At 65.7% G+C, this 25,290-nt stretch carries 22 protein-coding genes and 1 tRNA gene; 13 read left to right on the top strand and 10 right to left on the bottom strand.

What is annotated here, in order from left to right:
- Positions 1-95 precede the first annotated feature (95 nt).
- The 4 genes from HTS88_RS13260 (at position 96) to HTS88_RS13245 (ending at position 2,805) form a co-directional block, all read left to right on the top strand.
- A tRNA-Arg gene (locus HTS88_RS13260) sits at positions 96-171 on the top strand.
- Between the two features lie 335 nt (positions 172-506).
- Positions 507-1,235 carry a VldE C-terminal domain-containing protein gene (locus HTS88_RS13255; RefSeq protein WP_251424919.1) on the top strand — a complete coding sequence of 243 codons (729 nt, stop codon included), beginning with the start codon at positions 507-509 and terminating at the stop codon, positions 1,233-1,235.
- Between the two features lie 123 nt (positions 1,236-1,358).
- The gene (locus tag HTS88_RS13250) at positions 1,359-2,411 is read left to right on the top strand and encodes a M4 family metallopeptidase (protein WP_174179103.1); all 1,053 of its coding nucleotides are present in this window, start codon (positions 1,359-1,361) and stop codon (positions 2,409-2,411) included.
- Between the two features lie 61 nt (positions 2,412-2,472).
- Positions 2,473-2,805 carry a protealysin inhibitor emfourin gene (locus tag HTS88_RS13245; RefSeq protein WP_174179101.1) on the top strand — a complete coding sequence of 111 codons (333 nt, stop codon included), beginning with the start codon at positions 2,473-2,475 and terminating at the stop codon, positions 2,803-2,805.
- Positions 2,806-2,862: 57 nt separating this feature from the next.
- Here HTS88_RS13245 and HTS88_RS13240 read toward each other — a convergent pair whose 3' ends face one another.
- Entirely contained in the window at positions 2,863-3,831 is a 969-nt protein-coding gene (locus HTS88_RS13240; protein ID WP_174179099.1) for a GlxA family transcriptional regulator, read from the bottom strand.
- Positions 3,832-3,912: 81 nt separating this feature from the next.
- Between HTS88_RS13240 and HTS88_RS13235 the strand changes: the two genes are divergently transcribed.
- Entirely contained in the window at positions 3,913-4,080 is a 168-nt protein-coding gene (locus tag HTS88_RS13235) for a hypothetical protein (protein ID WP_174179097.1), read from the top strand.
- 91 nt (positions 4,081-4,171) lie between these two features.
- Positions 4,172-8,149, top strand: coding sequence for an ATP-dependent RNA helicase HrpA (gene hrpA / locus HTS88_RS13230; RefSeq protein WP_174179093.1), 3,978 nt, complete (start codon positions 4,172-4,174; stop codon positions 8,147-8,149).
- 56 nt (positions 8,150-8,205) lie between these two features.
- On the opposite strand, the gene HTS88_RS13225 is transcribed toward hrpA, so the two are convergent.
- From HTS88_RS13225 to HTS88_RS13215, 3 genes are read right to left on the bottom strand one after another with little or no spacing between them, the layout of a single operon-like run.
- On the bottom strand, positions 8,206-8,631 hold the full coding sequence (locus HTS88_RS13225) for an HIT family protein (protein WP_104184935.1): 426 nt from the start codon (positions 8,629-8,631) through the stop codon (positions 8,206-8,208).
- The gene (locus tag HTS88_RS13220; RefSeq protein ID WP_174179091.1) at positions 8,628-9,791 is read right to left on the bottom strand and encodes an NAD(P)-dependent alcohol dehydrogenase; all 1,164 of its coding nucleotides are present in this window, start codon (positions 9,789-9,791) and stop codon (positions 8,628-8,630) included. The genes HTS88_RS13225 and HTS88_RS13220 overlap by 4 nt, the downstream gene beginning before the upstream one ends.
- Positions 9,788-10,684, bottom strand: a complete 897-nt coding sequence (locus HTS88_RS13215) for a rhodanese-like domain-containing protein (protein WP_174179089.1) — start codon at positions 10,682-10,684, stop codon at positions 9,788-9,790. The genes HTS88_RS13220 and HTS88_RS13215 overlap by 4 nt, the downstream gene beginning before the upstream one ends.
- Before the next feature lie 76 nt (positions 10,685-10,760).
- Between HTS88_RS13215 and HTS88_RS13210 the strand changes: the two genes are divergently transcribed.
- The gene (locus HTS88_RS13210) at positions 10,761-11,864 is read left to right on the top strand and encodes a pyridoxal-phosphate dependent enzyme (protein ID WP_174179087.1); all 1,104 of its coding nucleotides are present in this window, start codon (positions 10,761-10,763) and stop codon (positions 11,862-11,864) included.
- On the opposite strand, the gene HTS88_RS13205 is transcribed toward HTS88_RS13210, so the two are convergent.
- Entirely contained in the window at positions 11,861-12,517 is a 657-nt protein-coding gene (locus HTS88_RS13205; RefSeq protein WP_174179085.1) for an MBL fold metallo-hydrolase, read from the bottom strand. The genes HTS88_RS13210 and HTS88_RS13205 overlap by 4 nt on opposite strands.
- A 94-nt stretch (positions 12,518-12,611) precedes the next feature.
- Between HTS88_RS13205 and HTS88_RS13200 the strand changes: the two genes are divergently transcribed.
- A complete protein-coding gene (locus tag HTS88_RS13200; protein ID WP_174179083.1) occupies positions 12,612-13,076 on the top strand; it encodes a Fur family transcriptional regulator in 465 nt (154 codons plus the stop codon).
- On the opposite strand, the gene HTS88_RS13195 is transcribed toward HTS88_RS13200, so the two are convergent.
- The 5 genes from HTS88_RS13195 to HTS88_RS13175 all read right to left on the bottom strand — a co-directional run bounded on the left by HTS88_RS13195 (position 13,073) and on the right by HTS88_RS13175 (position 18,358).
- Positions 13,073-13,951, bottom strand: a complete 879-nt coding sequence (locus HTS88_RS13195) for a metal ABC transporter permease (RefSeq protein ID WP_174179081.1) — start codon at positions 13,949-13,951, stop codon at positions 13,073-13,075. The two genes, HTS88_RS13200 and HTS88_RS13195, sit on opposite strands and share 4 nt — an antisense overlap.
- Complete coding sequence (locus HTS88_RS13190) at positions 13,951-14,766, bottom strand: metal ABC transporter ATP-binding protein (protein WP_174179079.1); 816 nt, start codon at positions 14,764-14,766, stop codon at positions 13,951-13,953. Before HTS88_RS13190 ends, HTS88_RS13195 begins: the two co-directional genes overlap by 1 nt.
- Positions 14,763-15,752: a metal ABC transporter solute-binding protein, Zn/Mn family gene (locus HTS88_RS13185; protein ID WP_174179076.1), complete on the bottom strand. Its 990-nt coding sequence runs from the start codon at positions 15,750-15,752 to the stop codon at positions 14,763-14,765. The genes HTS88_RS13190 and HTS88_RS13185 overlap by 4 nt, the downstream gene beginning before the upstream one ends.
- A gap of 132 nt (positions 15,753-15,884) precedes the next feature.
- Entirely contained in the window at positions 15,885-16,955 is a 1,071-nt protein-coding gene (locus HTS88_RS13180) for a hemolysin family protein (RefSeq protein WP_174179074.1), read from the bottom strand.
- Positions 16,952-18,358, bottom strand: a complete 1,407-nt coding sequence (locus tag HTS88_RS13175; protein ID WP_246256292.1) for a hemolysin family protein — start codon at positions 18,356-18,358, stop codon at positions 16,952-16,954. Before HTS88_RS13175 ends, HTS88_RS13180 begins: the two co-directional genes overlap by 4 nt.
- 552 nt (positions 18,359-18,910) lie before the next feature.
- Between HTS88_RS13175 and HTS88_RS13170 the strand changes: the two genes are divergently transcribed.
- The 5 genes from HTS88_RS13170 to HTS88_RS22490 all read left to right on the top strand — a co-directional run bounded on the left by HTS88_RS13170 (position 18,911) and on the right by HTS88_RS22490 (position 25,203).
- Positions 18,911-22,693 (top strand): multifunctional oxoglutarate decarboxylase/oxoglutarate dehydrogenase thiamine pyrophosphate-binding subunit/dihydrolipoyllysine-residue succinyltransferase subunit, encoded by a 3,783-nt coding sequence (locus HTS88_RS13170; RefSeq protein ID WP_174179072.1) that lies wholly within the window; start codon positions 18,911-18,913, stop codon positions 22,691-22,693.
- 187 nt (positions 22,694-22,880) lie between these two features.
- On the top strand, positions 22,881-23,480 hold the full coding sequence (locus HTS88_RS13165; protein WP_156507369.1) for a GDSL-type esterase/lipase family protein: 600 nt from the start codon (positions 22,881-22,883) through the stop codon (positions 23,478-23,480).
- Positions 23,481-23,565: 85 nt separating this feature from the next.
- Positions 23,566-24,393: a DUF4097 family beta strand repeat-containing protein gene (locus HTS88_RS13160; RefSeq protein ID WP_174179070.1), complete on the top strand. Its 828-nt coding sequence runs from the start codon at positions 23,566-23,568 to the stop codon at positions 24,391-24,393.
- Positions 24,393-25,004 carry a PadR family transcriptional regulator gene (locus tag HTS88_RS13155; protein WP_174179068.1) on the top strand — a complete coding sequence of 204 codons (612 nt, stop codon included), beginning with the start codon at positions 24,393-24,395 and terminating at the stop codon, positions 25,002-25,004. Before HTS88_RS13160 ends, HTS88_RS13155 begins: the two co-directional genes overlap by 1 nt.
- Before the next feature lie 124 nt (positions 25,005-25,128).
- Complete coding sequence (locus HTS88_RS22490; RefSeq protein WP_369299106.1) at positions 25,129-25,203, top strand: 50S ribosomal protein bL37; 75 nt, start codon at positions 25,129-25,131, stop codon at positions 25,201-25,203.
- The last annotated feature ends 87 nt before the right edge of the window (positions 25,204-25,290 follow it).

Raw genomic sequence — 25,290 nt, 5'->3', positions numbered from 1 at the left:
CCTGGGGCAGTGAGGCAGCACCGATTTTCCCTTGCGGGCCACCTTACTGCTAAGCTCTAGGACGTCCCGCCGGCAACGGCAGGAAACCCCGGATTGCCCTCGTAGCTCAGGGGATAGAGCGTCTGCCTCCGGAGCAGAAGGTCGTAGGTTCGAATCCTATCGAGGGCACCAACGAGAGCCACCAGAAATCACGGATTTCTGGTGGCTCTCTGCGTTTTGGCGGGTGCTGCATCCAGTTGGCACCCCAGGCCCGGAACCCTTTGCTTGGGAACTATTGGCCCGGGCCGTGAATTAAACCTTTCAGCAGTGCCCCCCTACCCATACACCGGAGCGCTGGCACCCAACGAAAGGCGCATCATCGTAGGCCGAAACGCCGTGACCAGTACCAAAGCTTCCGGGCCGGGCCTGCCCCCGGGGCTGGCCACTCCCACCGCCGATATCCCGTTGCGGCATGCCTGTGTGGTTCCATGCTGAACCGCGACAGGACTCAAGGAGGCCGCCGCGGCGTGCTTCGGCTGCTCCCGGGCTTTCTCGTTGTTGTGCTGCTCGCGTCAGCGCTGGCGCTCCTCGCACCCGGCCTGCTCAGCGGTTTGCGCGGTGCCGGCGGCTCGCTGGGGTGGAACCCGGAGTGCGTTGTCGAGACCCCCGACGGGAAGGTAGGGATCAGCCGCGAGGAGGCGCAACGGGCCACAACAGCCGTCGCACTCCTTGCCCGCGGCCTGGAGCCACCGGACACCTCCGGCATCGACGCGGCGGCATTGCAGCAGCTGGCCGCCGGGCCACCCGGAGACGCCGGCCCTTCCCTGGGCTGCCGGGGTTCGGCCGCCGCCGGCCTGGAGGAACAGCAGCCGGGCGACACCGGGCTGACACCCCGCGCCGAACAGATGCGCGGGGCCATGACCGAGGTGTTTGGCACCCAAAGCCTGGGCGGGTTCGCCCCGGGCGGCGTTGGCCAGGGACATGGAGCTGAATCCACGCACTACGACGGCCGCGCTGTTGATGTCTTCTTCCGCCCGGTGACCGAGGAAAACCGGCGTGCAGGGTGGATACTGGCCCACTGGCTGGTCGCCCACGCCGACGGACTGGACATCCAGTACGTCATTTTCGACGACCGCTTCTGGAGCGTGCACAGCTCCCGGGGGCTGTGGCAGGAGTACCGCGCCCCCGAGCCCCGCAACGAGATCCTGCGCCATCTCGACCACGTCCATGTGGATGTGCTCGCCGGAGGGTCCTGACCACGGCAGGGAACGGGACGGAACCAGTCTGGATTCCTACCACAGACCAGGTGCGGCGTGAGCCTGCCAAGGATTGTCGGTGGCTCCTCGTAGTCTGAATCCACCAAGTCGAGGGGGTACGCCATGCACGGTCCGTTCTGTTCCATCGTCCCGCCCTACATGCTGAGGAGGCTGGCCAAACAGGGTGCGCCGGAGTTTTCGTCGGCGGCCAGGGCAGCCAGGGAAGCATTAGGCCATGTCGAGTCGTTTCGTTCAGCGCGGTCCCAACCCGCACCGGACATTCCGGCAGGCGTCCGCCAGGCCAAGCCCGGGCCACCACACCGGACCGTCTTCGACGCAAACAGCGCGGAGATCCTCCCTGGCACGCTGGTGCGCAAGGAAGGCGAGGCACCCGTGGGCGACCCCGCGGCCGACGAAGCCTATGACGGGCTTGGCCACACGCACCGGCTCTACGCCGACGTGTTCGGACGCAACTCCATCGACGGACGGGGGCTCCCCCTGAACGCCACGGTCCACTTCGGCCAGCTTTATGACAACGCCTTTTGGGACGGGAAGCAGATGGTTTTCGGCGACGGGGACGGTGAGGTCTTTGAACGGTTTACCAAATCGCTGAGCGTCATCGGGCACGAACTCGCCCACGGCGTTACGCAGTATTCAGCTGCGCTCGTGTACCGGAACCAGGCCGGTGCCCTCAACGAATCAATGTCCGATGTCTTCGGCGCGCTGGTGGAACAGTACGTCAACAACCAGTCCGCTGCTGAGGCCAGCTGGCTTATCGGCGAGGGCATCTTCACTCCTGACGTGGAGGGCCGCGCCCTGCGCTCCCTGAAGGCCCCCGGGACGGCGTACGACGACGACGTGCTGGGTAAGGACCCCCAGCCGGACTCCATGGACACTTACGTGAGGACCAGCGCGGACAACGGTGGCGTCCACATCAATTCCGGCATCCCCAACCGTGCCTTCTACCTGGTAGCGGAGTCCCTTGGTGGAAACGCCTGGGACTCCCCCGGGCGTATTTGGTACGAGGCGCTCACCGGCGGATCGCTTCCGCCGGCTGCCACCTTCAGGGTTTTCGCCCGCGCCACGGCTGCGTCTGCCATGGAACTCTTCGGTTCCGGGTCCCCCGAGCATGACGCCGTACAGCTGGCGTGGGAAACTGTGAAGGTCAAGCTTTAACGGACGCCCGGCCGGCGCTTTTCGGCCGTCCGGGCTGTAGGGGAAGCCCAAGGACCAGGCCATGAAGATCAGTGTTGAGCGCACCGGAGGAATCGCCGCCATACCAAGAGTGTGGACGGTGGAAGCCCGTTCCGAGACCGCTATCAACCAGTGGCAGCCCATTGTTGAAGCGTGCCCGTGGGATTCGGTGCCCAGGACACCACGGGCCGCTGCGGAGAAGTTCGCCGGGCAGCAGCCGGACCGGTTCATTTACGCCATTCGGGCGGGGCAGCACCGGGCTGCACTTCCGGAGCAGGCCGTCACCGGGCCATGGCGGGTCCTGGTGGACAGCACCCGGGAGGCGGCTGAGGCATCGCGCGCCGAGGGGCGGCAGGACGGGGCGTCCGCCGGCTGAGTGGTCCGGGAATACCGGGGTGCGGCCGGAGTCCGTTCCGTTCGTGCCAGGCAGGAGCTACCCCACCTCGGCAAGCTGGCCGCGGAAGGCCCGGCGGTATGACTGCGGACTGGTGTCCAGGACCTTGGCGAAGTGGTGGCGCAACAGGACAGGGTGCCCGAAGCCGGACTCCCTGGCGATCTCGTCGATGTTGAGGTCAGTGGATTCAAGGAGCTCCTGGGCACGGAGTACGCGCTGCGAGTTGAGCCAGGCTGCGGGGGTGGCTCCAGTCTCCGACCTGAACCGACGTGCAAAGGTCCTCGGCGACATGTGGACCCGTGCCGCCAGTTCATTCACGGTGTGCTCGTGCTCCAGGTTTTCCACCATCCAGCGCAGCAGTTTTTCCATGGGGGCTGAACCGCAGGCGGGCATGGGCCGGTCGATGAACTGCGCCTGGCCGCCATCGCGGTGCGGAGGAACCACCATGTCCCTGGCGATCGCGGCAGCCACGTGCGCGCCCAGTTCCACCCGCACCAGGTGGAGGCAGGCATCGATTCCCGCGGCGGTGCCTGCGGAGGAGATGATGTTGCCGTCCTGGACATACAGCACGTTTTCGTCAACCCGGACGAGCGGGTATTCGGCGGCCAACTGGCCGGAATAGTGCCAGTGGGTGGTGCAGCGGCGCCCGTCGAGCAAGCCGGCCCGGGCCAGGGCAAACGCCCCGGAGCAGATAGACATGACCCAGGCACCCCTGGCATCCGCAGCACGGAGCGCCTCCAGAACCGGTTCGGGCAGTTCCTCGTCCCGGCCGTAGGGGGCCATGATGACCAGGTCCGCATCCTCCGTGGCCTCGAGTCCCAGGCCCACGTTCATGGACAGCCCCGACTTCAACGGCACGTTTCCCGGGCAGGGGGTGCACACCCGGAAATCGAAAGCCGGAACCCCGCTGCCCCGGGCCGATCTGTCAATGCCGAAGACCTCGCACGCCGTACCGAATTCGAACATCGAGAAGTTGGGAACAACGATGACCGCGACTGATGTGAGCATGCTTCCATTGTGGCAGGAATTTTAGCTTTTTGGGCGTTTCTGCCACTTTTTTTGGGTTGCTGACAGGAGAAGCATGGAGGCATGGAAATCCTCATAACCGCCCTCCTCATCGTCATCCTCGTCGTTCTCGCCGCCACCGTGTCAGCGCTTCTGCGTGACGGAAGGGGACATACGCCTCCAGTGGAATCCCACGAAGCGTGGTCAGCCCTGGACCTTCCCAGCATCAACTACACGCTCCGCGTTTTCTAAGCCGGCAACACCCCCTTCCGGCCAGGAAGGGAAGCAACTGCAGACAGTCGAAACGGGATGCCCGGGCTCCCGCAGTAGACTGTCAGCAGACATGACACTTCACATCGCCTATCCCGCTGAGCTGCCGGTCTCCGAACGGCGCGAAGACCTGATGGCCGCCATCGCAGCAAACCAGGTCACCATCATTGCCGGTGAGACCGGCTCCGGTAAGACAACCCAGATTCCCAAGATGTGCCTTGAGCTTGGGCTGGGCGAGAATGGCCTGATCGGCCATACGCAGCCCCGCCGGCTGGCCGCGCGCACCGTGGCTGAGCGCATCGCCGAGGAACTGGGCGTGGACATCGGCCAGGAAGTGGGCTTCCAAGTCCGCTTCACCGGGGAAGTCAGCCGCGCCACGAAGGTCAAGCTGATGACGGACGGCATCCTGCTGGCGGAAATCCAGCGGGACAAGCTGCTCCGCAAGTACAACGCCATCATCATCGATGAGGCCCACGAGCGCAGCCTGAACATCGACTTCATCCTGGGCTACTTGAAGCGGATCCTGCCGCAGCGTCCGGACCTCAAGGTGATCATCACCTCCGCCACCATCGACCCCCAACGGTTTGCCAGCCATTTCGGCACAGCCGACCAACCCGCCCCCATCGTCGAGGTCTCCGGGCGGACCTACCCCGTGGAGATCCGCTACCGCCCGCTGTCGCAGCCGCCCGGTGGAGCTGGTCCCGATGATGAGGATGGTTCCGACGACGAACTTGAGGAAGACCGCGACCCCCTCGACGCCGTGTGCGACGCCGTCGACGAACTCGCCGCCGAAGCACCCGGCGACATCCTGGTCTTCTTTTCCGGCGAACGCGAGATCCGGGATGCGGCCGACGCACTGCAGGCCCGCATCCAGTCCAACCGCCGGCTGGCCGGAACGGAAGTCCTTCCGCTCTTCGCCCGGCTGAGCCTGCAGGAACAGCACAAGGTGTTCCACCCGGGCAACAAGCGGCGGATCGTGCTGGCCACCAACGTGGCGGAAACCTCACTCACCGTGCCGGGCATCAAATACGTGATCGACACCGGAACCGCCCGCATCTCCAGGTACTCGCACCGCACCAAGGTCCAGCGCCTGCCCATTGAGCGGGTCTCACAGGCGTCCGCCAACCAGCGTTCGGGGCGGTGCGGCCGCGTCTCGGACGGCATCGCCATCCGCCTTTACTCCGAGGAAGACTTCGAGTCCCGGCCCCTCTACACGGATCCGGAGATCCTGCGGACCAACCTCGCCGCCGTCATCCTGCAGATGACCGCCATGGGAGTGGCCCGCGGCCCCAAGGATGTCGAAAACTTCCCGTTCGTGGAACCACCTGAAACGCGGGCAATCAACGACGGCGTCACGCTGCTCCGCGAACTCGGCGCCCTCGCGGCCGCCCGGCCGCAGAACGGCACGGACGGAACGAAAAGCGGCGGCGGGCTCACGGCCGTCGGACAGAAGCTTGCCCAACTGCCGGTGGACCCACGGCTGGGCCGGATGATCGTGGAGGCGGGAAAACGCGGCTGCGTCCGCGAGGTGATGATCCTGGCAGCTGCCCTCACCATCCAGGACCCGCGCGAGCGTCCAACAGACAAGCAGCAACTCGCGGCGGAAAAGCACAACCGGTTCAAGGACGAGAACTCGGACTTCACCGGCTTCCTCAACCTCTGGAACTACATCCAGGAGAAGCAGCAGGAGCTGTCGTCGTCGGCCTTCCGCCGGATGTGCCGGGCCGAGTTCATCAATTACCTCCGGGTCCGGGAGTGGCAGGACCTGTTTGCCCAGCTGCGGCAACTGGCCCGGCCCCTCGGCATCAGCCTCGACAACAAGCGGCTTGCCGATCCGGTGGGCAACCACGAAGGCATCCACATCAGCCTTCTTTCCGGGCTCCTGAGCCACATCGGCATCTTTGACGAACGCAAGCGCGAGTATGCAGGTGCCCGGGGCAGCCGGTTCGCCATCTTCCCCGGCTCGGCCCTCTTCAAGAAGTCGCCCACGTTCGTGATGGCAGCGGAGCTGGTGGAGACCAGCCGCCTCTGGGCGAGGGTGGCTGCGAAGTTCGATCCTGTGTGGGCCGAACAGGTGGCGCCGGACCTGGTGAAGCGCAGCTACAGCGAACCGCACTGGTCCACCCGGCAGGGTGCGGTGATGGCCTACGAGAAGGTCACCCTTTACGGCGTGCCCATCATCGCCCAACGCAGGATCAACTACGGCAGGGTTGACCCCGTCGTCGCACGGGAACTCTTCATCCGCCATGCTTTGGTGGAAGGCGACTGGAAAACCCACCACAAGTTCTTCCACCGCAACCGGGCGCTCCTGCATGAGGTGGAGGAGCTGGAGGCCAGGATGCGCCGCCGGGACCTCCTGGTGGATGACGAGACGCTGTTCGAGTTCTACGATGCGCGGATCGGACCTGACGTGGTGTCCGAGCGGCACTTCGACAAGTGGTGGAAGGAGGCGCGGCAGAAGAACCCGGACCTCCTGGACTACGACAAATCCCTCCTCCTCAGCGACGACGCGGAGGACCTCGATGACTCCGCCTACCCCAAGACCTGGCTGCACAAGGGCTTCGAGCTTCCGCTGAGCTACGAGTTCCATCCGGTTGCTCCGGGGTCACCGCCCAATCCCTCCGACGGCGTTACCGCCGAAGTGCCGGTCCTGTTCCTCAACCAGCTGGACGACAAAGCCTTCCGCTGGCTGATCCCCGGGCAGCGCGTGGAACTGGTGACAGCCCTGATCAAGTCGCTGCCCAAGCAGATCCGGAAGAACTTCGTTCCTGCCCCGGACGTGGCGCGCCAGGCAGTGGCAGTGCTGGAAGCCGACTTTGATCCGGCGGCGGATGAACTGGAACCGTCCCTTGAGCTTGCCCTGCGGCGCATCCGCGGGCATATCGTCCCGCCTGGATCGTGGAACTGGGACGCCGTCCCGGCCCACCTGCGCGTGTCCTTCAAGGTGGTGGACAGCAGGGGCAAGGTCCTGGATGAGGGCAAAGACCTCGCAGCCTTGCAGGAGAAGCTGGCTCCGGCCACCCGGCGGGCCATTGCCGAATCCCTCGGCGCGACGCCTGCGTCCACGGCACCCGGCAACGGCAGGAAAGCGGCACAGGCATCCGGGAAAGCGCTCGACGGCGGCTCCCCCGGAGGACAGCAGCCGGCCACAGCGCCGCGAACCGCAGGCCCAACCGGTTTCAGGGAGCAGGACGGCCTGACGGAATGGAATTTCGGGACCCTTCAGCGGCAGGTGAGCAACTCCGTCAAGGGCCACACCGTCACGGGATACCCGGCGCTTGTGGACCAGGGAACGTCGGTGGCGCTCCGGGTCTTCCAGACGGCGGCAGAACAGTCGGAGGCGATGCGCGGGGGTGTCATCCGCCTGCTGGCCCTGCGTGTTCCGGCACCGGACCGCTACGTGCTGGAGCACCTGAGCAACACCGAGAAACTGACGTTCAGCCAGAACCCGCACGGCTCCGTCTCGGCCTTGATCGCCGATTGTGCGCTGGCGGCCATCGACAAGCTCACGCCCCAGGAACTGCCGTGGGACCGGGCGTCCTTTGACCGCCTGTATGAGGTGGTCCGGGCCGAACTGATCGACACGGTGTTCAGCGTGACGGCAGTGGTGGAGCGCATCCTTGCCAGCACCCGGCGGATCGAAAAGCAGCTGAAGGGAACCACCAGCCTGGCCCTCATTTCCGCCCTCAATGATGTCAAGAGCCAACTGGAGCAGCTGGTGTATCCGGGCTTTGTGGCACGGACGGGCTACGCACAGCTCAGCCAGCTCCCCAGGTATCTTTCGGCCATCGAAAAGCGGCTGGAACGCCTGCCGGGGAACGTCCAGCGGGATGCCCTCAACATGGCCGTGGTGCAGCGGCTCGAGGACGACTACGACGACGCCGTGTCTGCCCTGCTTCCGGGACGCAAGGCCGGACCGGAATTAACCCAGGTGCGCTGGATGCTCGAAGAGCTCCGGGTGAGCCTGTTCGCCGTCGAGCTCGGGACAGCGTATTCGGTGTCCGAGAAGCGCATCCGTGCCGTGCTCAACAAGGCGTTGGCCCCGGCTTAGGAGTCCCTTCCCCTGCCGCGCGCGGACCCGCCCCGGGGTCCGCGCAGGGCTGGAGGTCAGGCCGGAACGAACTCGCCGTATCCGGCAGCCCGGAGGCCCTGGCGGAGTTTCTCCGCATTGGCGTCCAGGACGTCCGGGTCCGGGTTCTGGTCCGCGGTGGCGAAGTTGAACTCTGCCATGCTCCGGGAAGGCCAAACGTGCACGTGGAGGTGGTTGATCTCGTAGCCGGCCACAATAAGGCCTGCCCGCGCCGCGTCGAAGACCTCCACCTGGACCGCGCCGATCCGGCGGGCCACTTCCATGACTTTGGCCAAGGTCTCCGGGGATGCGTCGGTCCAGCGGTCCACTTCCTCGGTGGGGACCACCAGCGTGTGGCCGTCCGCGAGCGGCCCGGTGGTGAGGAAGGCAGCTACCTCCGGTTCCCGCCAGACAAAGCGGCCCGGGATTTCGCCGTTCAGGATCCTGGTGAACAGTGTGCTCATGCGTGTGCCTCCTTGGCGGGTGCCTGCAGCGTGCTGGTGTCCAGCACAAAACGGTACTTCACATCGCCTGCCACCATCCGGTCGTAGGCCTCGTTAAGCTGGTCGGCGCGGACCATCTCGATCTCCGCGGCCACTCCGTGCTCCGCGCAAAAATCCAGCATCTCCTGCGTTTCTGCAATGCCGCCGATGAGGGAGCCGGCGTAGGCGATCCGGCGCCGGATCAGTGCTCCAGGGTTGACGGGCGGCATCGGCTCCGAGGGGAGCCCCAGCTGGAAGAGTGCACCGTCAACGCGGAGTGTCCGGAAGTAGGGGTTGAGGTCGTGCGGAGCTGCCACGGTGTCGATAATGAGGTCGATGCTGCGGTTGGCGGCGGCCATCGCGTCCTCGTCCCGGGACAGGACAACCTCGTCCGCGCCGAGCTCAAGGGCGGCCGCAACCTTGGCCTCCGACGTCGTGAACACCACCACCCTCGCTCCCATGGCCTTGGCAAGCTTGACGGCCATATGGCCCAGGCCGCCCAGCCCCACCACGCCCACGACGTCGCCGTCTTCGACCTCGAAGTGCCGCAGCGGGGAAAAGGTTGTCACCCCCGCGCAGAGCAGTGGCGCAGCGGAGGCAGGATCAAGCGCTTCCGGCACCCGGAGAACGTAGCGCCGGTCCACCACGATGGACGAGGCGTAGCCGCCCTGGGTGACGGCATCACCGTTCCGGCGGTCCACGGCTCCGTAGGTGCCGGTCATGCCGTTTTCGCAGTACTGTTCAAGGCCGTCCAGGCAGCTTTCGCAATGACGGCAGGAATCGACGATGCACCCCACACCCACCCGGTCACCCACGGCCAAGTCCACAACAGCGGAACCCACCCGGCTGACGGTGCCCACAATCTCGTGTCCGGGCACCAGCGGCCAGACCTTGCCGCCCCACTCGCCGCGGGTGGCGTGCACGTCCGAGTGGCACAGGCCGCAGAACTCGATGGCGATTTCGACGTCGTCCGCCCCGGGAGCGCGCCGGGCGAGCGTCAGCGGCACGAGTCCGCTGTCCGGTGACGTCGCGCCGAACGCGGCAGCGGGGCGGCCGCCGTCGGCAGCAGTTGCCTCAGGAGTGGCAGCTTCCGGGGCGACTGGTTTGGCAAGGGGCGGAGGTACGGGGCGTCCTGGAGTCATGATGCGACGCTACCCTTGCCCGGAGGCGTGGTGCCACCCGGCCCTCCGCTGCCGCGGCCCGGTTCAGCCCCGGTGGCCACGGGCAGGTCCTGGTTGTTGGACCACTCCGAGAACGACCCCGGATAAAGTGCAGCGGGGAATCCTGCGATTTCCAGGGCTGCGACTTCATGGGCGGCAGTAACTCCGGATCCGCAGTACACCGCCACCTGCACTCCGTCGCGGACGCCCATCGACTCGAAGCGGCGGCGCAGCGCGGCGGGGGCCAGGAACCGCCCGCTGCCGTCCACGTTTTCCGATGTCGGCGCACTGATAGCCCCGGGGATATGCCCGGCCCGCGGATCAATGGGCTCAAACTCGCCGCGGTACCTCTCCCCCGCCCGTGCGTCGAGCAGGAGGCCCGCGTCCGGCCAAGCGGCGGCTGCGGCGGCATCGATGGCCGGCATCTTCCCGTTCGTCAGATGCACACCGCCGGGGTCCGGAACAACGGGCCCCGCTTCGAGCGGAAGCCCCGCGGCACGCCAGGCGGCCAGGCCGCCGTCGAGCAGGTATACCTCCGCCAGGCCGCCGTTGCGGAGCTTCCACCACACCCGCGCCGCCGCCATGTTGCCGCTGTCATCGTAGGCCACCACGACGTCACGGTCGTTGATGCCCCAGCGCCGGGCGCCCGCTTCGAAATCTTCCGCCGCCGGCAGCGGATGGCGGCCCCGTTCGGGAACCGCTGGAGCAGCAAGTTCCGTCTGCAGGTCCACGAACACGGCACCCGGCAGGTGCTCCTGCAGGTAGTGGCGGTAGCCGTGGGGATCGCCCAGCGCCCAGCGCACATCCAGCAGTACCGTGCGCCGGTGATCCGCAAGGCGGGCCTGCAGACCGGCAACGTCCATCAGGGGGTTCACTGCACTCCTCCAGCGGTGGTTTGGCCAACGGATCCACTCTATCGGCAGCCCTTCCCGCCGCGGGTAGGCTGGTGCGGTGAAGATCGAGCGCAGCGCCAGCCGGTACACCGCGGACCGGGACTGGGCAGACCAGGCAATCCGCAAGATCCGAGCAGAAAACAACCGTTCTGCCGACACCCACCTCTACGCCGTCCCCCTTCCGGAGCACTGGGGCGTCCACCTCTACCTCAAGGACGAATCCACGCACCGCTCCGGCAGCCTCAAGCACCGGCTGGCCCGCTCACTTTTTCTCTTCGGGCTGGTGAACGGCTGGATCCGTGAGGACACCACCATCGTGGAGGCTTCCAGCGGCAGCACGGCTGTGTCCGAGGCGTATTTCGCGCAGCTCCTGGGCCTGCCCTTTGTTGCCGTGATGGCCCGCACCACCAGTCCCGAGAAGATCGCCCTGATCGAGCAGTTCGGCGGATCCTGCCTGCTGGTGGAGCACGCGTCCGAGGTGTACGCGGCCGCACAGGAGGTCGCAGAAACCTGCAACGGCCACTACATGGACCAGTTCACCTACGCCGAGCGGGCAACCGACTGGCGGGGAAACAACAACATTGCCGAATCCATCTTTGGCCAGCTCGCGCTGGAGGAACACCCTGTACCCGAGTGGATCGTGGTGGGAGCCGGCACTGGCGGAACCAGTGCCACCATCGGCAGGTACCTCCGCTACCACAGCTACTCGACACAACTGCTGGTGGTGGATCCGGAAAATTCGGCGTTCTACCCGGGCTGGCGGGGCACCTCCGGCGCGCCGGCAGGCCTGCCGTCCCGGATCGAGGGGATCGGGCGGCCGCGGATGGAACCCAGCTTCGTGCCGTCCGTGATCGACCGCATGGTGCAGGTTCCGGACGCCGCGTCAGTAGCTGCGATGCGCCACCTCCACGGCCTTGCGGGACTCCACGCCGGCCCCTCCACCGGGACCAACCTCTGGGGTGTGTGGCAGCTGGTGGCAGAAATGGTCGCCACGGGCCGCAAGGGCAGCATCGTTTCACTGATGTGCGACGGCGGTGAACGCTATGCGGGCAACTATTACAACCAGGAGTGGCTGGCCGCCCAGGGGCTGGACCCGGCGCCGTACGAAGCGGTCCTCCGGCGGTTCATGGACACAGGCACCTGGACAGGAGAGCTGGCCTAGACCTCCACAGACTCCCGGGCCGCCAGGTGGGTGTATTCGGTGCCGTACTTGGCACCGATCCGCTGGACATGGCCTTCCACAACCTTCAGGCCGTTCTCGTTGAGCAGTCCGTCGTGGATCTGGAATGCGCGCGGCGCCCTGACGCCGATCACGAAGTCCAGCACCTCGGCGGACTTGCTCCACGGTGCGTGGAGGGGAACCAGCAGCGTCTTGACGCTGATGCCGTCCGGGATCACAAAGGAGTCTCCCGGATGGTAGACATTGTCGTCAATCAGGTAGCCGATGTTGGCCACGATGGGGATCTGCGGGTGGATCAGGGCATGCTGGCCGCCGAAGCTGCGGATGGTGAAACCGGCCGCCTGGAAGGTGGAGCCCGGGTTCACGGCGTGAATGCGGGCGGCCTCGCCGGTGGCCTTGTCCTGCAGCTGTCCGGTAACACGCGCCGGGGCGAAGACTGCCAGTCCGGCGTTTGCGCGCAAAGCGTCCACCACGGCCGGAACATCAATGTGGTCGGCGTGCTCGTGCGTTACCAGGACCGCTTCCGCGGACTGCAGGGCCTCAGCCGATTCCGAAAAGTTGCCCGGATCCAGGACCAGGACCCTGCCGTCTTTTTCCAGCCGGACACAGGAATGCGTGTACTTCGTCAGCTTCATAGCGCCAGCCTAGGGTCCGCCCCGGGACCATGTCCACGAAGCTCCGGCTGGTAATCTGGATCTTTGCCACCATCCTGAGGAAGCGAGTCCACCCATGCCCGTCGGCGCCAAGGCTGATTCCACCACGTCGTCCCCGGCGACGGGCGGCGGCAAGGAGCAGCGCGTCACGAAGCAGCGCAGGGCCGTCAGCGCGGCGCTGGATGAACTGGACGATTTCGTCAGCACCCAGGAGCTCTACCGGATCCTCCAGAACCAGGGCGTTTCGGTCTCACTGGCAACCGCCTACCGGATTCTCCAGTCGCTCGCGGACGAGGGCCTGGTGGACGTGCTGCGCAACGGCGACGGCGAGGCCGTGTACCGCCGCTGCGCCGTGACCGGTCACCACCACCACCTGCTGTGCCGGAACTGCGGAAAGGCAGTGGAAGTCGAGGCTCCGGCGGTGGAGACCTGGGCGGCGCGTACAGCTGCGGAACACGGGTTCACAGAGGTGGCCCATACCGTGGAGATCTTCGGCCTGTGCCCGGACTGCACTGCGCGCAAGGCCGCCGGAAGCCCCTAAGCCGTTCCCGCCAGGACCCGCCCGTTGATTCCCTTCCGGGCCCGCACCGAGCCAACCACCCGGCACACCACGTAGATCAGGAAGGACAATGTGGTGACATAGGGGCTGATCGGGATGCGTCCTCCCAGCGCCAGCAGGATCCCGCCAACGGTGGCAGTCATCGCGAAGGCCACGCTGAGCAGCACCACGGCAACCGGCGAGGACGTCACCCGGAGCGCGGCCGCGGCAGGAGTAATCAGCAGGGCCAGGACCAGGAGGGCTCCCACCACCTGGATGGACAGGGCCACGCTGACGCCCAGCAGGACCATGAAGACGATGGCAAGCGTCCGCACGGGAACTCCGCGCGCCTCGGCAAGTTCAGGATCGACGCTGGCGAAATTGAGGGGCCGCCAGATGGCCGCCAGGGCCACCATCACCACGACGGCCGTTCCGGCAAGCGCCTGCAGCTGGACCGTGTCCACGGAGACTATCTGTCCGGTGAGCAGGCCGAACTTGTTGGCGGCCCGGCCTTCATAGAGGGACAGGAACAGGATGCCCAACCCAAGCCCGAACGGCATGATGACGCCGATGATCGAGTTTTTGTCCCTGGCCCGGACACCCATCAGGCCCAGCAACAGCGCCGCGGTGACGGACCCGATCAGCGATCCAAACACAATGTCGGCGCCGATGAGCAGAGCAAAAGCGGCCCCGGCGAAGGAGAGTTCGGAGATGCCGTGCACCGCAAACGCCAGGTCGCGCTTCATCACGAAGGTCCCCACCAGGCCGCCCAGGAGACCCAGGACGGCACCGGCCCAGATGGAGTTCTGCACCAGCACCAGGAGTTCGCCGTAGTTTTCGAAGCTGAAGATGGCGCCGAGAATGCTGTCCCAATCCATCAGGCTGCCTCTCCGGCCAGCACATGCGTTGGGGCATGGTGGTGGGTGGTGGCATCCGGCAGGCCCACCACCACGATGCGCCCGTTGGCGTGGATCACCTCAACGTGGCTTCCGTAAAGGTCGGAAAGGACCTCGGTGGTCATGACCTCTTCGGGCGTACCCACCTTGAAGCGGCCGCCGGCGAGGTACAGCACCCGGTCCACATAGTCGATGATGGGGTTGATTTCGTGCGTCACGAAAACCACGGCACTGTTTTGCTCACGGCATTGCTTATTGATCAGGGCACTGACCGCCTGCTGGTGGTGGAGGTCCAGGGAGAGCAGGGGCTCATCGCACAACAGGATCTGGGGATCGGTGGCAAGGGCCTGCGCAACCCGCAGCCGCTGCTGTTCGCCGCCGGACAGCTGGCCTACCGGGACTCTCGCATACTCCGTGGCCCCTACCAGTTCAAGGAGCTGGTCGATCCTGCGGTTGGCCTTGCCCGGGGACAGGCGCAGGCCCCACCGGTGGCCGTCCACGCCGAGGCCGACGAGGTCCCGGGCGCGCATCGGAGTGTCCGGGGCGAATGATTTCTGCTGGGGTATGTAGCCGATGAGGCTGCTGCCCCGTTCCACCGGGCGGCTGCCAAGCAGGGCCTGCCCCCGGTGCAGGTCCTGGAGCCCCAGCAGGACCTTCAGGAAACTGGTCTTGCCGCTTCCGTTGGGACCCAGGACGGCGAAGAACTCGCCGGGCATGATGTCCAGGTCCAGGTCCTCCCAGAGCGCCCGCTTACCGAACTTCAGGGACGCTCCGGTGAGGCTGACCACGGGTTTCAACTATTTGTCTCCAGAACGTTGGTGATGTTGTCCACATTGTCCGTCATCCACTGAAGGTACGTCTTGCCCTCCGGCAGTGTTTCGCTGAAGTCGACCACGGGAACACCCGCAGTTTCCGCCGCCTTCTTGAGCGACTCCGTCTGCGGGCCTTCGGTCTGGCTGTTGTAGGCGAGCAGGCGCACCGACTTCGAAGCCACGAGGTCCGTGGCGGCCTTGAGCACTGCCGGCGGGACGTCCGAGCCTTCTTCAATCGCAGCAGTGTAGTCCTCGGGAGTAGCGTTCACCAGCCCGGCGTCCGCCAGGAGGTACACCGGCACCGGCTCGGTCACGGCCACCTGGGCACCCGCCGAAGCGGCCTTCAGTGCGTCCAGCTTTCCGTGCAGTTCTTCTATGCCGGCTTTGAAAGTGGAGGCGTTGGACTGGAATGTCGAGGCAGAGGCGGGCTCGAGCTCGGCCAGCTTGGCGGCGATCTCGTCGGCCAGCTGTTCCACCGCCGGAAGGCTGTACCAGACGTGCTCGTTCAATTCGCCGTGGTCGTGGGCAGATTCGTCCTCTGCCGCGGGTTCCGTCGCCGGGGCTTCCGCGGCGGCTTCCTCCCCTTCAGGGTGCGCCAGGCCGGAAAGTTCGACGGCGTTGAGCACCTTCGCGTCGTCGAGGCCGCTGTCCTCCGCCAGGGTGTGGATGAAGTCGTCGTAGCCGCCGCCGTTTTCCAGGACGAGGTCGGCTTTCGAGACCATCAGCCGGTCCTGGGCGGTGGCTTCGTAGGAATGCGGGTCCTGGCTGGTCTTGGTGATGATGGCGGTCACGCTGACCTTGTCCCCGCCAATGGTTTTGGCAATGTCACCGTAGACGTTTGTTGAGGCGACGATGTTGATTCCGTCGGCGGCGTCCGGCGCGGGTTCGGCCTGCGGGCTGCACCCGGTCAGGAGCAGGCCAAGCCCGGCAAGGGCAGCGAGGGACGATCGGGCAGCGGCGGGACGGCGCACGGAAACCTCATTCAGTGGGAAGGGGCGAAAACAACCCTCCCAGCTTATACCTAAATGGGAATGATTCCTATTTAGAACAGAAGGGTGCCATGACACCGGTGCCCACCGCCCGCGGGAGAAGGGCACCTCCCGCTAACCCCCGTTGGGCTGCCCCAGCCGCCGGATGCCGGTGGCCTGGGTTGCATCCCGGATTTCGCCGACGAGCTGCTCGATCACGTCTTCCAGGAACAGGACGCCCTTGGTGTTGCCGTCGGGCCCGATCACCCGTGCAAGGTGGGATCCGGTGCGCTGCATGACGGACATTGCCTTCTCGATCTCATCGTCCAGCGCGAGGTTTGCCAGGGAGCGGATGCGGCTCTCGGCGATGGGCCGCTCATATGCCTGCTCGGGGATGGAGAGCACATCCTTGACGTGGAGGTAGCCGTACAGCATGTCGTCCTCGTCAAGCATGGGGAACCGGGAGAATCCGGTGCGGCTCACGGCCTTCTCGAACTCCACTGGCGTGGTGGCGGCCCGGAGCATAACCAGCTTCTCCAGGGGAACCATGATGTCCGCGGCCGTGTACTCGGAGAATTCCAGCGCGCCGGTGATGAGCCCGGCGTCGTCATCCACCAGCCCGTGGCGGGTGGACTCCTGGACAATGGACTGCACTTCCTCCAGCGTGAAGGAGGAGTTCACCTCATCCTTGGGCTCGATGCGGAGGAGCTTGAGGATGTGGTTGGCCGACCAGTTGAGGACCGAGATGACGGGGTGGACCAGCCGGGCAACGAACATCAGCGGCGGGGCAAGCAGGAGCGCCGCCTTGTCAGCCACGCTAACCGAGATGTTCTTTGGCACCATTTCCCCGAAGGTCACGTGCAGGAACGTCACCAGCATCAGCGCCACCGCGAACGCTGCCACATCGGCAACTTCCTTCGGCAGGCCCAGCGTCTCCAGCGGTACGGCGAGGAGGTGGTGGATGGCTGGTTCTGCCACCAGCAGGATCAGGAGGGAGCAGACGGTGATGCCAAGCTGTGCGCATGCCAGCATCAGCGACACGTTCTCCATGGCGCGGAGGGTGGTCTGCGCCCGCTTGGACCCTGCCTCGGCCAGCGGTTCGATCTGGCTGCGCCGCGCGGACATGACGGCAAATTCTGCGGCCACGAAAAACGCGTTGCCGAGCAGCAGCACAGCCAGCCAGAGGATCCCGGCCCAGTCGCTCATTGTCCAGCCCTGTCGTCGCGTTGGTTCCTGCCGTTCCGGGTGGACTTGTCGTCGCGCCTGGGATGATCGTCGCGCTGGGAGCTGTCCGCGCGGTCGTTGTCGTCGGAGTCGGCAGCCGGCCGGAAACAGATCCGGTCAATGCGGCGCCCGTCCATCCTGGTGACGCTCAGCGTGCCGCCGCCAACGGGGACAGTATCCCCAACGACGGCGATCCGGCCCAGCTTGCTCATGACGTATCCGCCCACGGTTTCGTAGGCGGCTTCGTCCGGGACGCTCAGCCGGGGAATCTGCTCGGACAGCTCGTCCGGGCGGAGCAAGCCCGGGAAGTACCAGTCGCCGGAGGCACTCTGCAGGAGTCCCGGGCGGACCTTGTCATGCTCGTCCGCCACCTCTCCCACGATTTCCTCCACCAGGTCCTCGAGCGTGGCGATGCCGGCGGTTCCGCCGTACTCGTCCAGGACGACGGCGAGCTGGAGGTTGCCCTCGCGGAGTTCCGCAAGCAGGGCGTCGAGGTGGATGGTTTCGGGGACCCTCAGCACCTCCGTCATGATGGCACCGGCTTCCAGGTTCTGCCGGCGGTCCCACGGCACAGCCACTGCCTTCTTGACGTGGACCAGCCCCCGGATGTCATCCGCGGAATCACCAATCACCGGGAACCGCGAGTATCCGGTCCGGCGTGCAGCACTGAGGACATCCGAGACGGGCTGGTCGGCATCAATCGTTTCCACCCGGATGCGGGGCGTCATGACGTCTGCCGCTGTCCTGGCGGAGAAGTTGAGGGTACGCGCCACGAAGTTGGCAGTGCCGGCGTCGAGCGTTCCCATGGCCGCGGACCGGCGCACCAGTGATGCGAGTTCCGCCGGTGTCCGGGCACCGGAAATTTCTTCCTTCGCCTCCAGTCCGAAGACGTTCAGCACTCTGTTGGAGAATCCGTTGAGTACCACGATGGCCGGCTTGAAGACGGCCGTGAACATCAGCTGGGGCCGGGCGAGCGCACGGCCAACCGGGAAGGACAGCGCGATGGCCATGTTCTTCGGCACCAGTTCGCCCAGGAGCATGGAGAGCAGGGTAGCGAGCACCATGGCCAGGACCAGGGAGACGGAAGCGACGGCGACATCGGGAAGTCCGACGGCGGCCAGGGGGGCTTCCAGGAGGCGTCCCACCGATGGCTCCATCACGTAGCCGGTCAGGAGCGTTGTCAGAGTGATGCCCAGCTGGCAGCTGGACAGCTGCGTGGACAGCGATTTCAGGCAGGTGAGCAAAGGGACAGCACCGGTGTCGCCGTCGTCAATGGCACGTTGGACCGTGGGCTGGTCCAGGGCGATAAGGGAGAACTCGACGGCCACAAAGAATCCGGTGCCGGCAATCAGCAGCAGGCCTGCTGCAAGGAGAAGCCATTCCATTCAGCATCCCGCCTGGACGGCGGTGGCGAATGTCATGGCTGAAGAAGGAAAGTTGCGGAGACTGGAACGTCTTCCCGGGGGAGGATGGTCGGCTGAAGCCGGTGCCCGTTTCCCGGGGCCGCTGGCCGGCCGCGCTGCCGGCGGATGATGGGCTGGCGTTCGGGGTTTGCCGGCTCTGCGGGTGGACTGCGCGGTGCTGCTCTTCATGCTCCGCTGACAGCCCCCAGGCCGGCACCTAGATTTACTGTCCATAAGAGCTTCAGTCTACAGGAGGCACCTGCGCCAGCTTCACCCGCACTGCCACCCGCCGGGTGCTTCGCTGGCGGTCTTTCCGCCGCCGGGCAACACACCGTTGATGACGCCGTTTTCCGCCATATTCCGCCATCCCCGCGTCACTTCATGATTTGGGTCACCCTTATTGGCAGTTAACACACGATGCTCACTAGACTTGCAAAGGTCTGGGTTCAGAGGACGCAGAAATCGGTTCGAACGTGTTGCTGAAGCACCGTGGGGCCGGGGAGAAATCAAACTCATGGAAGAGGCGTATTTCAAGTGCCAGAGCAGCCTAGCCACCGTCTACCAGAGGAATTTGGCGGAAACGAGTGGCTCGTTGACGAACTGTACGAGCAGTACCAGCAGGACAAGAACGCCGTGGATGCCAAGTGGTGGCCGCTGTTTGAATCGTTCGGGTCGGGCAGTTCTTCTTCCAACGGAAATTCTGCCCATCCCGCTACCAGGGAAATGCCGTCAGTAAATGCAGCCCCGGCACCGTCGCCGGCAGCAGCACCTGCGGTCCCGCCGGTACCGTCCGCTCCACCGGCCTCCGCGCCCGCACCGGCAAAGAAGGCCCCCGCCACCGTTGCCCGCGACGGCGGCAAGAAGACCGAGGCCGGAACCGGCTCCCAGCCCATCCCGGCGCAGCTGCCCAAGAACGTCAAGGCACCCACCGCTCCTGAGGAAGACGTCGTCTCCGTCCTCCGCGGACCGGCAAAGGCCATCGCCACGAACATGGTCACCAGCCTCCAGGTGCCCACGGCCACCAGCGTCCGCGCCATCCCGGCCAAGCTGCTGATCGACAACCGCGTGGTCATCAACTCGAACCTGGCCCGCGCCCGAGGCGGCAAGGTGTCCTTCACACACCTCATCGGCTACGCCGTGATCCGCGCGCTCTCCCAGTTCCCCTCCATGAACGTGTACTACGACGAAGTGGACGGCAAGCCCGTTGCCGTCCAGCCGGCCCACGTGAACTTCGGCATTGCCATCGACATGCCGAAGCCGGACGGCACCCGCCTGCTCATGGTCCCGAACATCAAGAAGGCCGAAACCCTCAACTTCTCCGAGTTCTGGCACACCTACGAGGACCTGATCAAGCGCGCCCGCAACGGCAAGCTCACGGCGGAGGACCACCAGGGCACCACCGTGTCGCTGACCAACCCCGGCGGCATCGGCACCGTCCACTCGGTGCCCCGCCTGTCCAAGGGCCAGGCTGCCATCATCGGCGTCGGCGCCCTCGACTACCCCGCAGAATTCCAGGGTGCCAGCGAAAAGATCATCGCCCAGAACGCGATCAGCAAGGTCCTCACCCTGACCTCCACCTACGATCACCGCGTGATCCAGGGTGCCGGCAGCGGCGAGTTCCTCAAGCTTGTCCACCAGCTGCTCCTCGGCGCACAGAACTTCTACGATGAAATCTTCGAGTCGCTCCGTATCCCGTACGAGCCCGTGCGCTGGAGCGCCGACAAGCAGGTGGACCCGGCCGACGAAATCAACAAGGTGGCACGGATCCAGCAGCTGATCCACTCCTACCGCGTCCGCGGCCACCTGATGGCGGACACCGATCCCCTGGAGTATGTCCAGCGCAAGCACCCGGACCTCGACGTCCTGACCTACGGGCTGACGCTCTGGGACCTGGACCGTGAATGGCCCACCGGCGGCTTCGGCGGCAAGCCGATGCTCAAGTTCCGCGACATCCTGGGCGTCCTGCGCGATGCCTACTGCCGCACCACCGGCATCGAATACATGCACATCCAGGAGCCTGCCGAACGCAAATGGTTCCAGGACCAGCTGGAGCACCCTTACTCCAAGCCCAGCCGCGAAGAGCAGCTGCGCATCGTTTCCAAGCTGAACGCAGCCGAGGCCTTCGAAACCTTCCTGCAGACCAAGTTCGTCGGCCAGAAGCGCTTCTCGCTGGAGGGCGGCGAGTCCCTGATTCCGCTGCTGGACGCCATCATGTCCGACGCCGCCGACGACGGCCTGGACGAGGTAGCCATCGGCATGGCCCACCGCGGCCGCCTGAACGTGCTCACCAACATCGCCGGCAAGACCTACGCGCAGGTCTTCCGCGAATTCGAAGGCACCCAGGACCCCCGCTCCGTGCAGGGATCCGGCGACGTCAAGTACCACCTGGGCACCGAGGGGACCTTCACCTCGGACAACGGCAAGGAAACCAAGGTCTACCTCGCCGCCAACCCGTCCCACCTTGAGGCGGTGGACCCCGTCCTGGAGGGCATTGTCCGCGCCAAGCAGGACCGGCTGGACCAGGGCGAGTCCTTCCCTGTCCTGCCGATCATGGTCCACGGTGACGCGGCATTTGCCGGCCAGGGCGTTGTCGCCGAAACGCTCAACCTGTCCCAGCTCCGCGGCTACCGCACCGGCGGAACCATCCACGTTGTTGTCAACAACCAGGTGGGCTTCACGACGGCCCCGTCATCATCACGCTCGTCCACGTACTCCACGGACGTTGCCAAGATGATCCAGGCCCCTGTGTTCCACGTGAACGGCGACGACCCCGAGGCAGTGGTCCGCATCGGGCAGCTCGCCTACGAGTTCCGCCAGCGGTTCCACAAGGACGTCGTCATCGACATGGTCTGCTACCGCCGCCGCGGGCACAACGAGGGCGACGACCCCTCGATGACCCAGCCGCTGATGTACAACCTCATCGAGGCCAAGCGCTCGGTCCGCAAGCTATACACCGAGTCCCTGATCGGCCGTGGCGACATCACCGAGGAAGAAGCCGAGCAGCTGCTCCGCGATTACCAGGAGCGCCTGGAACGCGTCTTCGCCGAAACCCACGCGGCCCAGACCTCCCCTATCCCGATCGTCACGGCAGACACTGCCGCTGTCTCGGACATCGAGCGTCCCATCTCCCAGCAGTCCGACTCCGGCACCTCCGCGCCGGTCTCGACGGCCATTTCCGCGGACACCCTGGCCCGGATCGGCAAGGCGCACGTGGAAGTCCCCGAGGGCTTCACCGTCCACGCGAAGCTCAAGCAGCTGCTCGAGAAGCGCGAACAGATGTCCCGCGAGGGCGGCATCGACTGGGGCTTCGGTGAAATCGCAGCCTTCGGTTCACTCATCATGGAAGGAGTTCCTGTACGCCTGGCGGGACAGGACTCCCGCCGCGGCACGTTCGTGCAGCGCCACGCCGTCTTCCACGACCGCGCCAACGGCAAGGAATGGCTGCCGCTCGGCAACCTCACCGACGACCAGGCGAAGCTCTGGATCTACGACTCCCTGCTTTCGGAATACGCGGCCATGGGCTTCGAGTACGGCTACTCTGTTGAGCGGCCGGATGCGCTGGTCCTGTGGGAGGCGCAGTTCGGCGACTTCGTCAACGGTGCCCAGACCATCATCGACGAGTTCATCTCCTCCGCGGAGCAGAAGTGGGGACAGCGGTCCTCGCTGGTCCTGATGCTGCCCCACGGATACGAAGGCCAGGGCCCGGACCACTCCTCCGCGAGGATCGAGCGGTTCCTGCAGCTGTGCGCCGAAGAGAACATGATCGTGGCCAACCCCACCACGGCGGCCTCGCACTTCCACCTGCTGCGCCGCCAGGCCTACAACCGGCCGCGCAAGCCGCTGATCATCTTCACGCCCAAGCAGCTGCTGCGCCTCAAGGCTGCGGCATCATCCGTGGAGGATTTCACCACCGGCACGTTCCGCCCCGTGATTGGGGAACACGAGCAGCTGGCGGGAGACGCCGTCGAACGCGTCCTGCTGGTCTCCGGCCGCCTGTACTACGATCTCCTGTCCACCCGGCAGAAGACGGATGACAAGACCACCGCGATCGTCCGCGTGGAGCAGCTCTACCCGCTGCCGCACGAGGAGATCGCAAAGGAACTCGCCAAGTACCCGAACGCGGAAGTTGTGTGGGCGCAGGACGAGCCTGCCAACCAGGGTCCGTGGCCGTTCATTGGCCTGAACCTTCCGGGTGCCCTGGAGCGCACCATCCGGCTGGTTTCGCGTCCGGCGTCGGCATCCACTGCCGCCGGGTCCATGAAACGGCACGCCGCGGAGCAGGATGTCCTCCTGAAGCAGGCATTTGCACGGAAATAAGCACTAAGGCTGCCCGGCCGGACGTCGAAATCCCAGACTCCGGCCGGGCGGTTCTGTTTAATGGAGTGCACAGCGCTGAAGGAAACAGGCAGCGCTGAATGAAAAGCCCCAATCGCATGCACGGCCCTACCCCGCGGCCTGAACCAGGCCCGCGGCGGCGGCAAGGCACCGACGTAAAGAGGAACGCGTGGAAGACAGGAAGCTGCGGATTGCAGCTGTAGGAGATGAACTGCTGGCCGGACTGGGTGACCCCCGGGCCCTCGGCTGGCTGGGCCGTGTGCTGGCCCGCACTCCCCGGGACAGCATGCTCCTCGAAAGCTACGCCCTCCCCTGCCCTGAGGAAGGGACGGAAGGCCTTGCCGCGCGCTGGCTCGAAGAGGCCGGGCGCCGCTTCAGCGACAAGGCGGAGAACCGCCTGGTGATCGGGCTCTCCGGACGCGACATCGAGTTCGGGCTCTCCACCGCACGCAGCCGGCTCAACCTGGCCAACATCCTGGACTCGGCGTCCCAGAACCGCATCGAGGTCTTCGTGGTGGGCCCTCCCCCCACCCTGGACCCCGCCCAGAACAGGCGCCTTGACGAACTCAACACCGCCTTCGCCGACGTCACCACCCGGCGCAAGCACCTGTACGTGGACACGTTCTCCCCGCTCCTGAACCACGAACAGTGGCGGCAGGACCTGGCAGCCCAGGGCGGCACGCCCGGCCAGGCCGGCTACGGGCTGATGGCCTGGCTGGTGCTGCACCGTGGCTGGTTCCAGTGGCTGGGCCTGGACGCTCCGGAGTAGCACCAGGTTCGCGATATATCTTGACCTGCCCCATGGGCAGGGGTACGTTGGGAAGGGTCAACACGATATATCGCCTGGAGGGCCCGTGACCGATCAAGAATGGACTGTCACCAGTCCGGAGACCATCGACGTCGACGGCGTGACGTCCCTGAAACTGGGCATGGTGCAGGGACGCTTCGACGTCGTTACGCACCAGGAACCCGTCACGCGGGTAGAGATTTCGGATGTGCACGGTGATCCGGTGGCTGTTTCCCTGAGCGACGGCCGGCTGGAGGTGCGCCACCAGCTGCACGGCCCGCAAGGCTGGTTCAAGAACCTGATGGGAACGGTCAACCACAACAGCGAAAACTCGGCCGTCATCAGCATTGCCGTGCCGGCCCACGTCAGCGTGGAGGCCGGCACCGTCAGCGGCGACGGGCTGGTGTCCGGCATAGCCGCGAACACCCGCCTCAGCACGGTTTCCGGTTCGGTCATGGCGGACAGCACAGCCGGGGAACTGCACGTCCAGACTGTCAGCGGGGAAGTCTCCATCCGCAACCACACCGGGGTCCTGACGGCCAAGAGCGTCTCCGGTGAAGTGACGGCGTCCGGCCGCCTCAGCAATATCCGGGCGAACACCGTCAGCGGGGACATGAGCTTCGACCTCCTGGGTTTCACCCATGATTTCGGGGCGAACTCAGTTTCGGGAGACATCACCATCCGGCTGCCCCACGACGTAGGCGTGGACATCATCGCCAAGTCCGCCAGCGGTGCGGTGGTGATCGGGGACCAGCGGTACACGGTGGTGGGAGGCAAGGTGGAGACCATTGCGGGCCCTGACGGCCAGCTGATGCTGGTGCGGACCAACTCAGTGTCCGGAAAGACCTCCATCTTCCACAGGACCGTGGCAGGAAACGCAGAAGCAGGGACCTGATGGCACCGGTCTTTGCCCACGGCGCGCTCCGGCTTTACCTTCTGGCGCTTCTTGAGTCCGGGCCCAAACACGGCTATGAGCTCATCAAGGCGCTCAAGGAGCGGTTCGGCGGGACATACTCCCCCAGCGCCGGCACCATCTATCCCCGGCTGGGCAAACTCGAGGAGGAAGGCCTGGTTGCCACCGAATCCGCCGGCCGCCGCACGAACTACCACATCACCTCCGCAGGCCTGGCGGAGCTCAACCGCCGCCGCGACGAGCTGGCAGGCGTGGAGAGCGAGATTTCAGCCTCTGTCCGTCGGCTGGCGGACAACCTGCGCGCGGACATCCGCAGCAACATGAGGGGGCTGCGTGCGGACCTTGCTGCCACCGCAGAGGCAGCCCGCGCCAGCGCACTGTCCACGGAGTTCAGGGTCCCCGGACGGCTGCCGGCCGAAAGCCAGCGGTCCCTCAAGGAAGCCGAAATGATGCTCCAGCAGTTCCGGGACGACCTCAGGGCGGAGCTGCGGCTGCACGCCGGCAGGCAACCGCTCAGTCCCGTGGCACTGGAAACGCTGAGGACAGTCCTGGAACAGGCCGGCATCTCCATCCGCAACTCACTGGGCTCTTAGCCCGCCAGGGGTCCCACCGCCGTCAATGCGCAGGTCATCCGGCTGTTCCTGGTTCGCGGGCCGCCCCGTGATGTGGGAGACTTGAGGGCAGCTCTTTTGAGTACCAACATTAAGGAGGCCAGCTATGAGCAAGCGTGCACGCAAGCGTCGTGACCGTAAGCGTGGCGGCGCGAACCACGGGAAGCGCCCCAACACCTAGGCACATGCCAGGAACTACGGTTCAAACAAAGAACCCCGGAAGCCACATGGCTTCCGGGGTTCTTTGTTGTCAGCTGGGGAGTGGCGT

The sequence above is a fragment of the Pseudarthrobacter oxydans genome (assembly GCF_013314975.1).
Lineage (GTDB): Bacteria > Actinomycetota > Actinomycetes > Actinomycetales > Micrococcaceae > Arthrobacter > Arthrobacter oxydans.
Note: the sequence above shows the minus strand (reverse complement) of the source record. Positions and strands in the feature narration are given on the sequence as shown.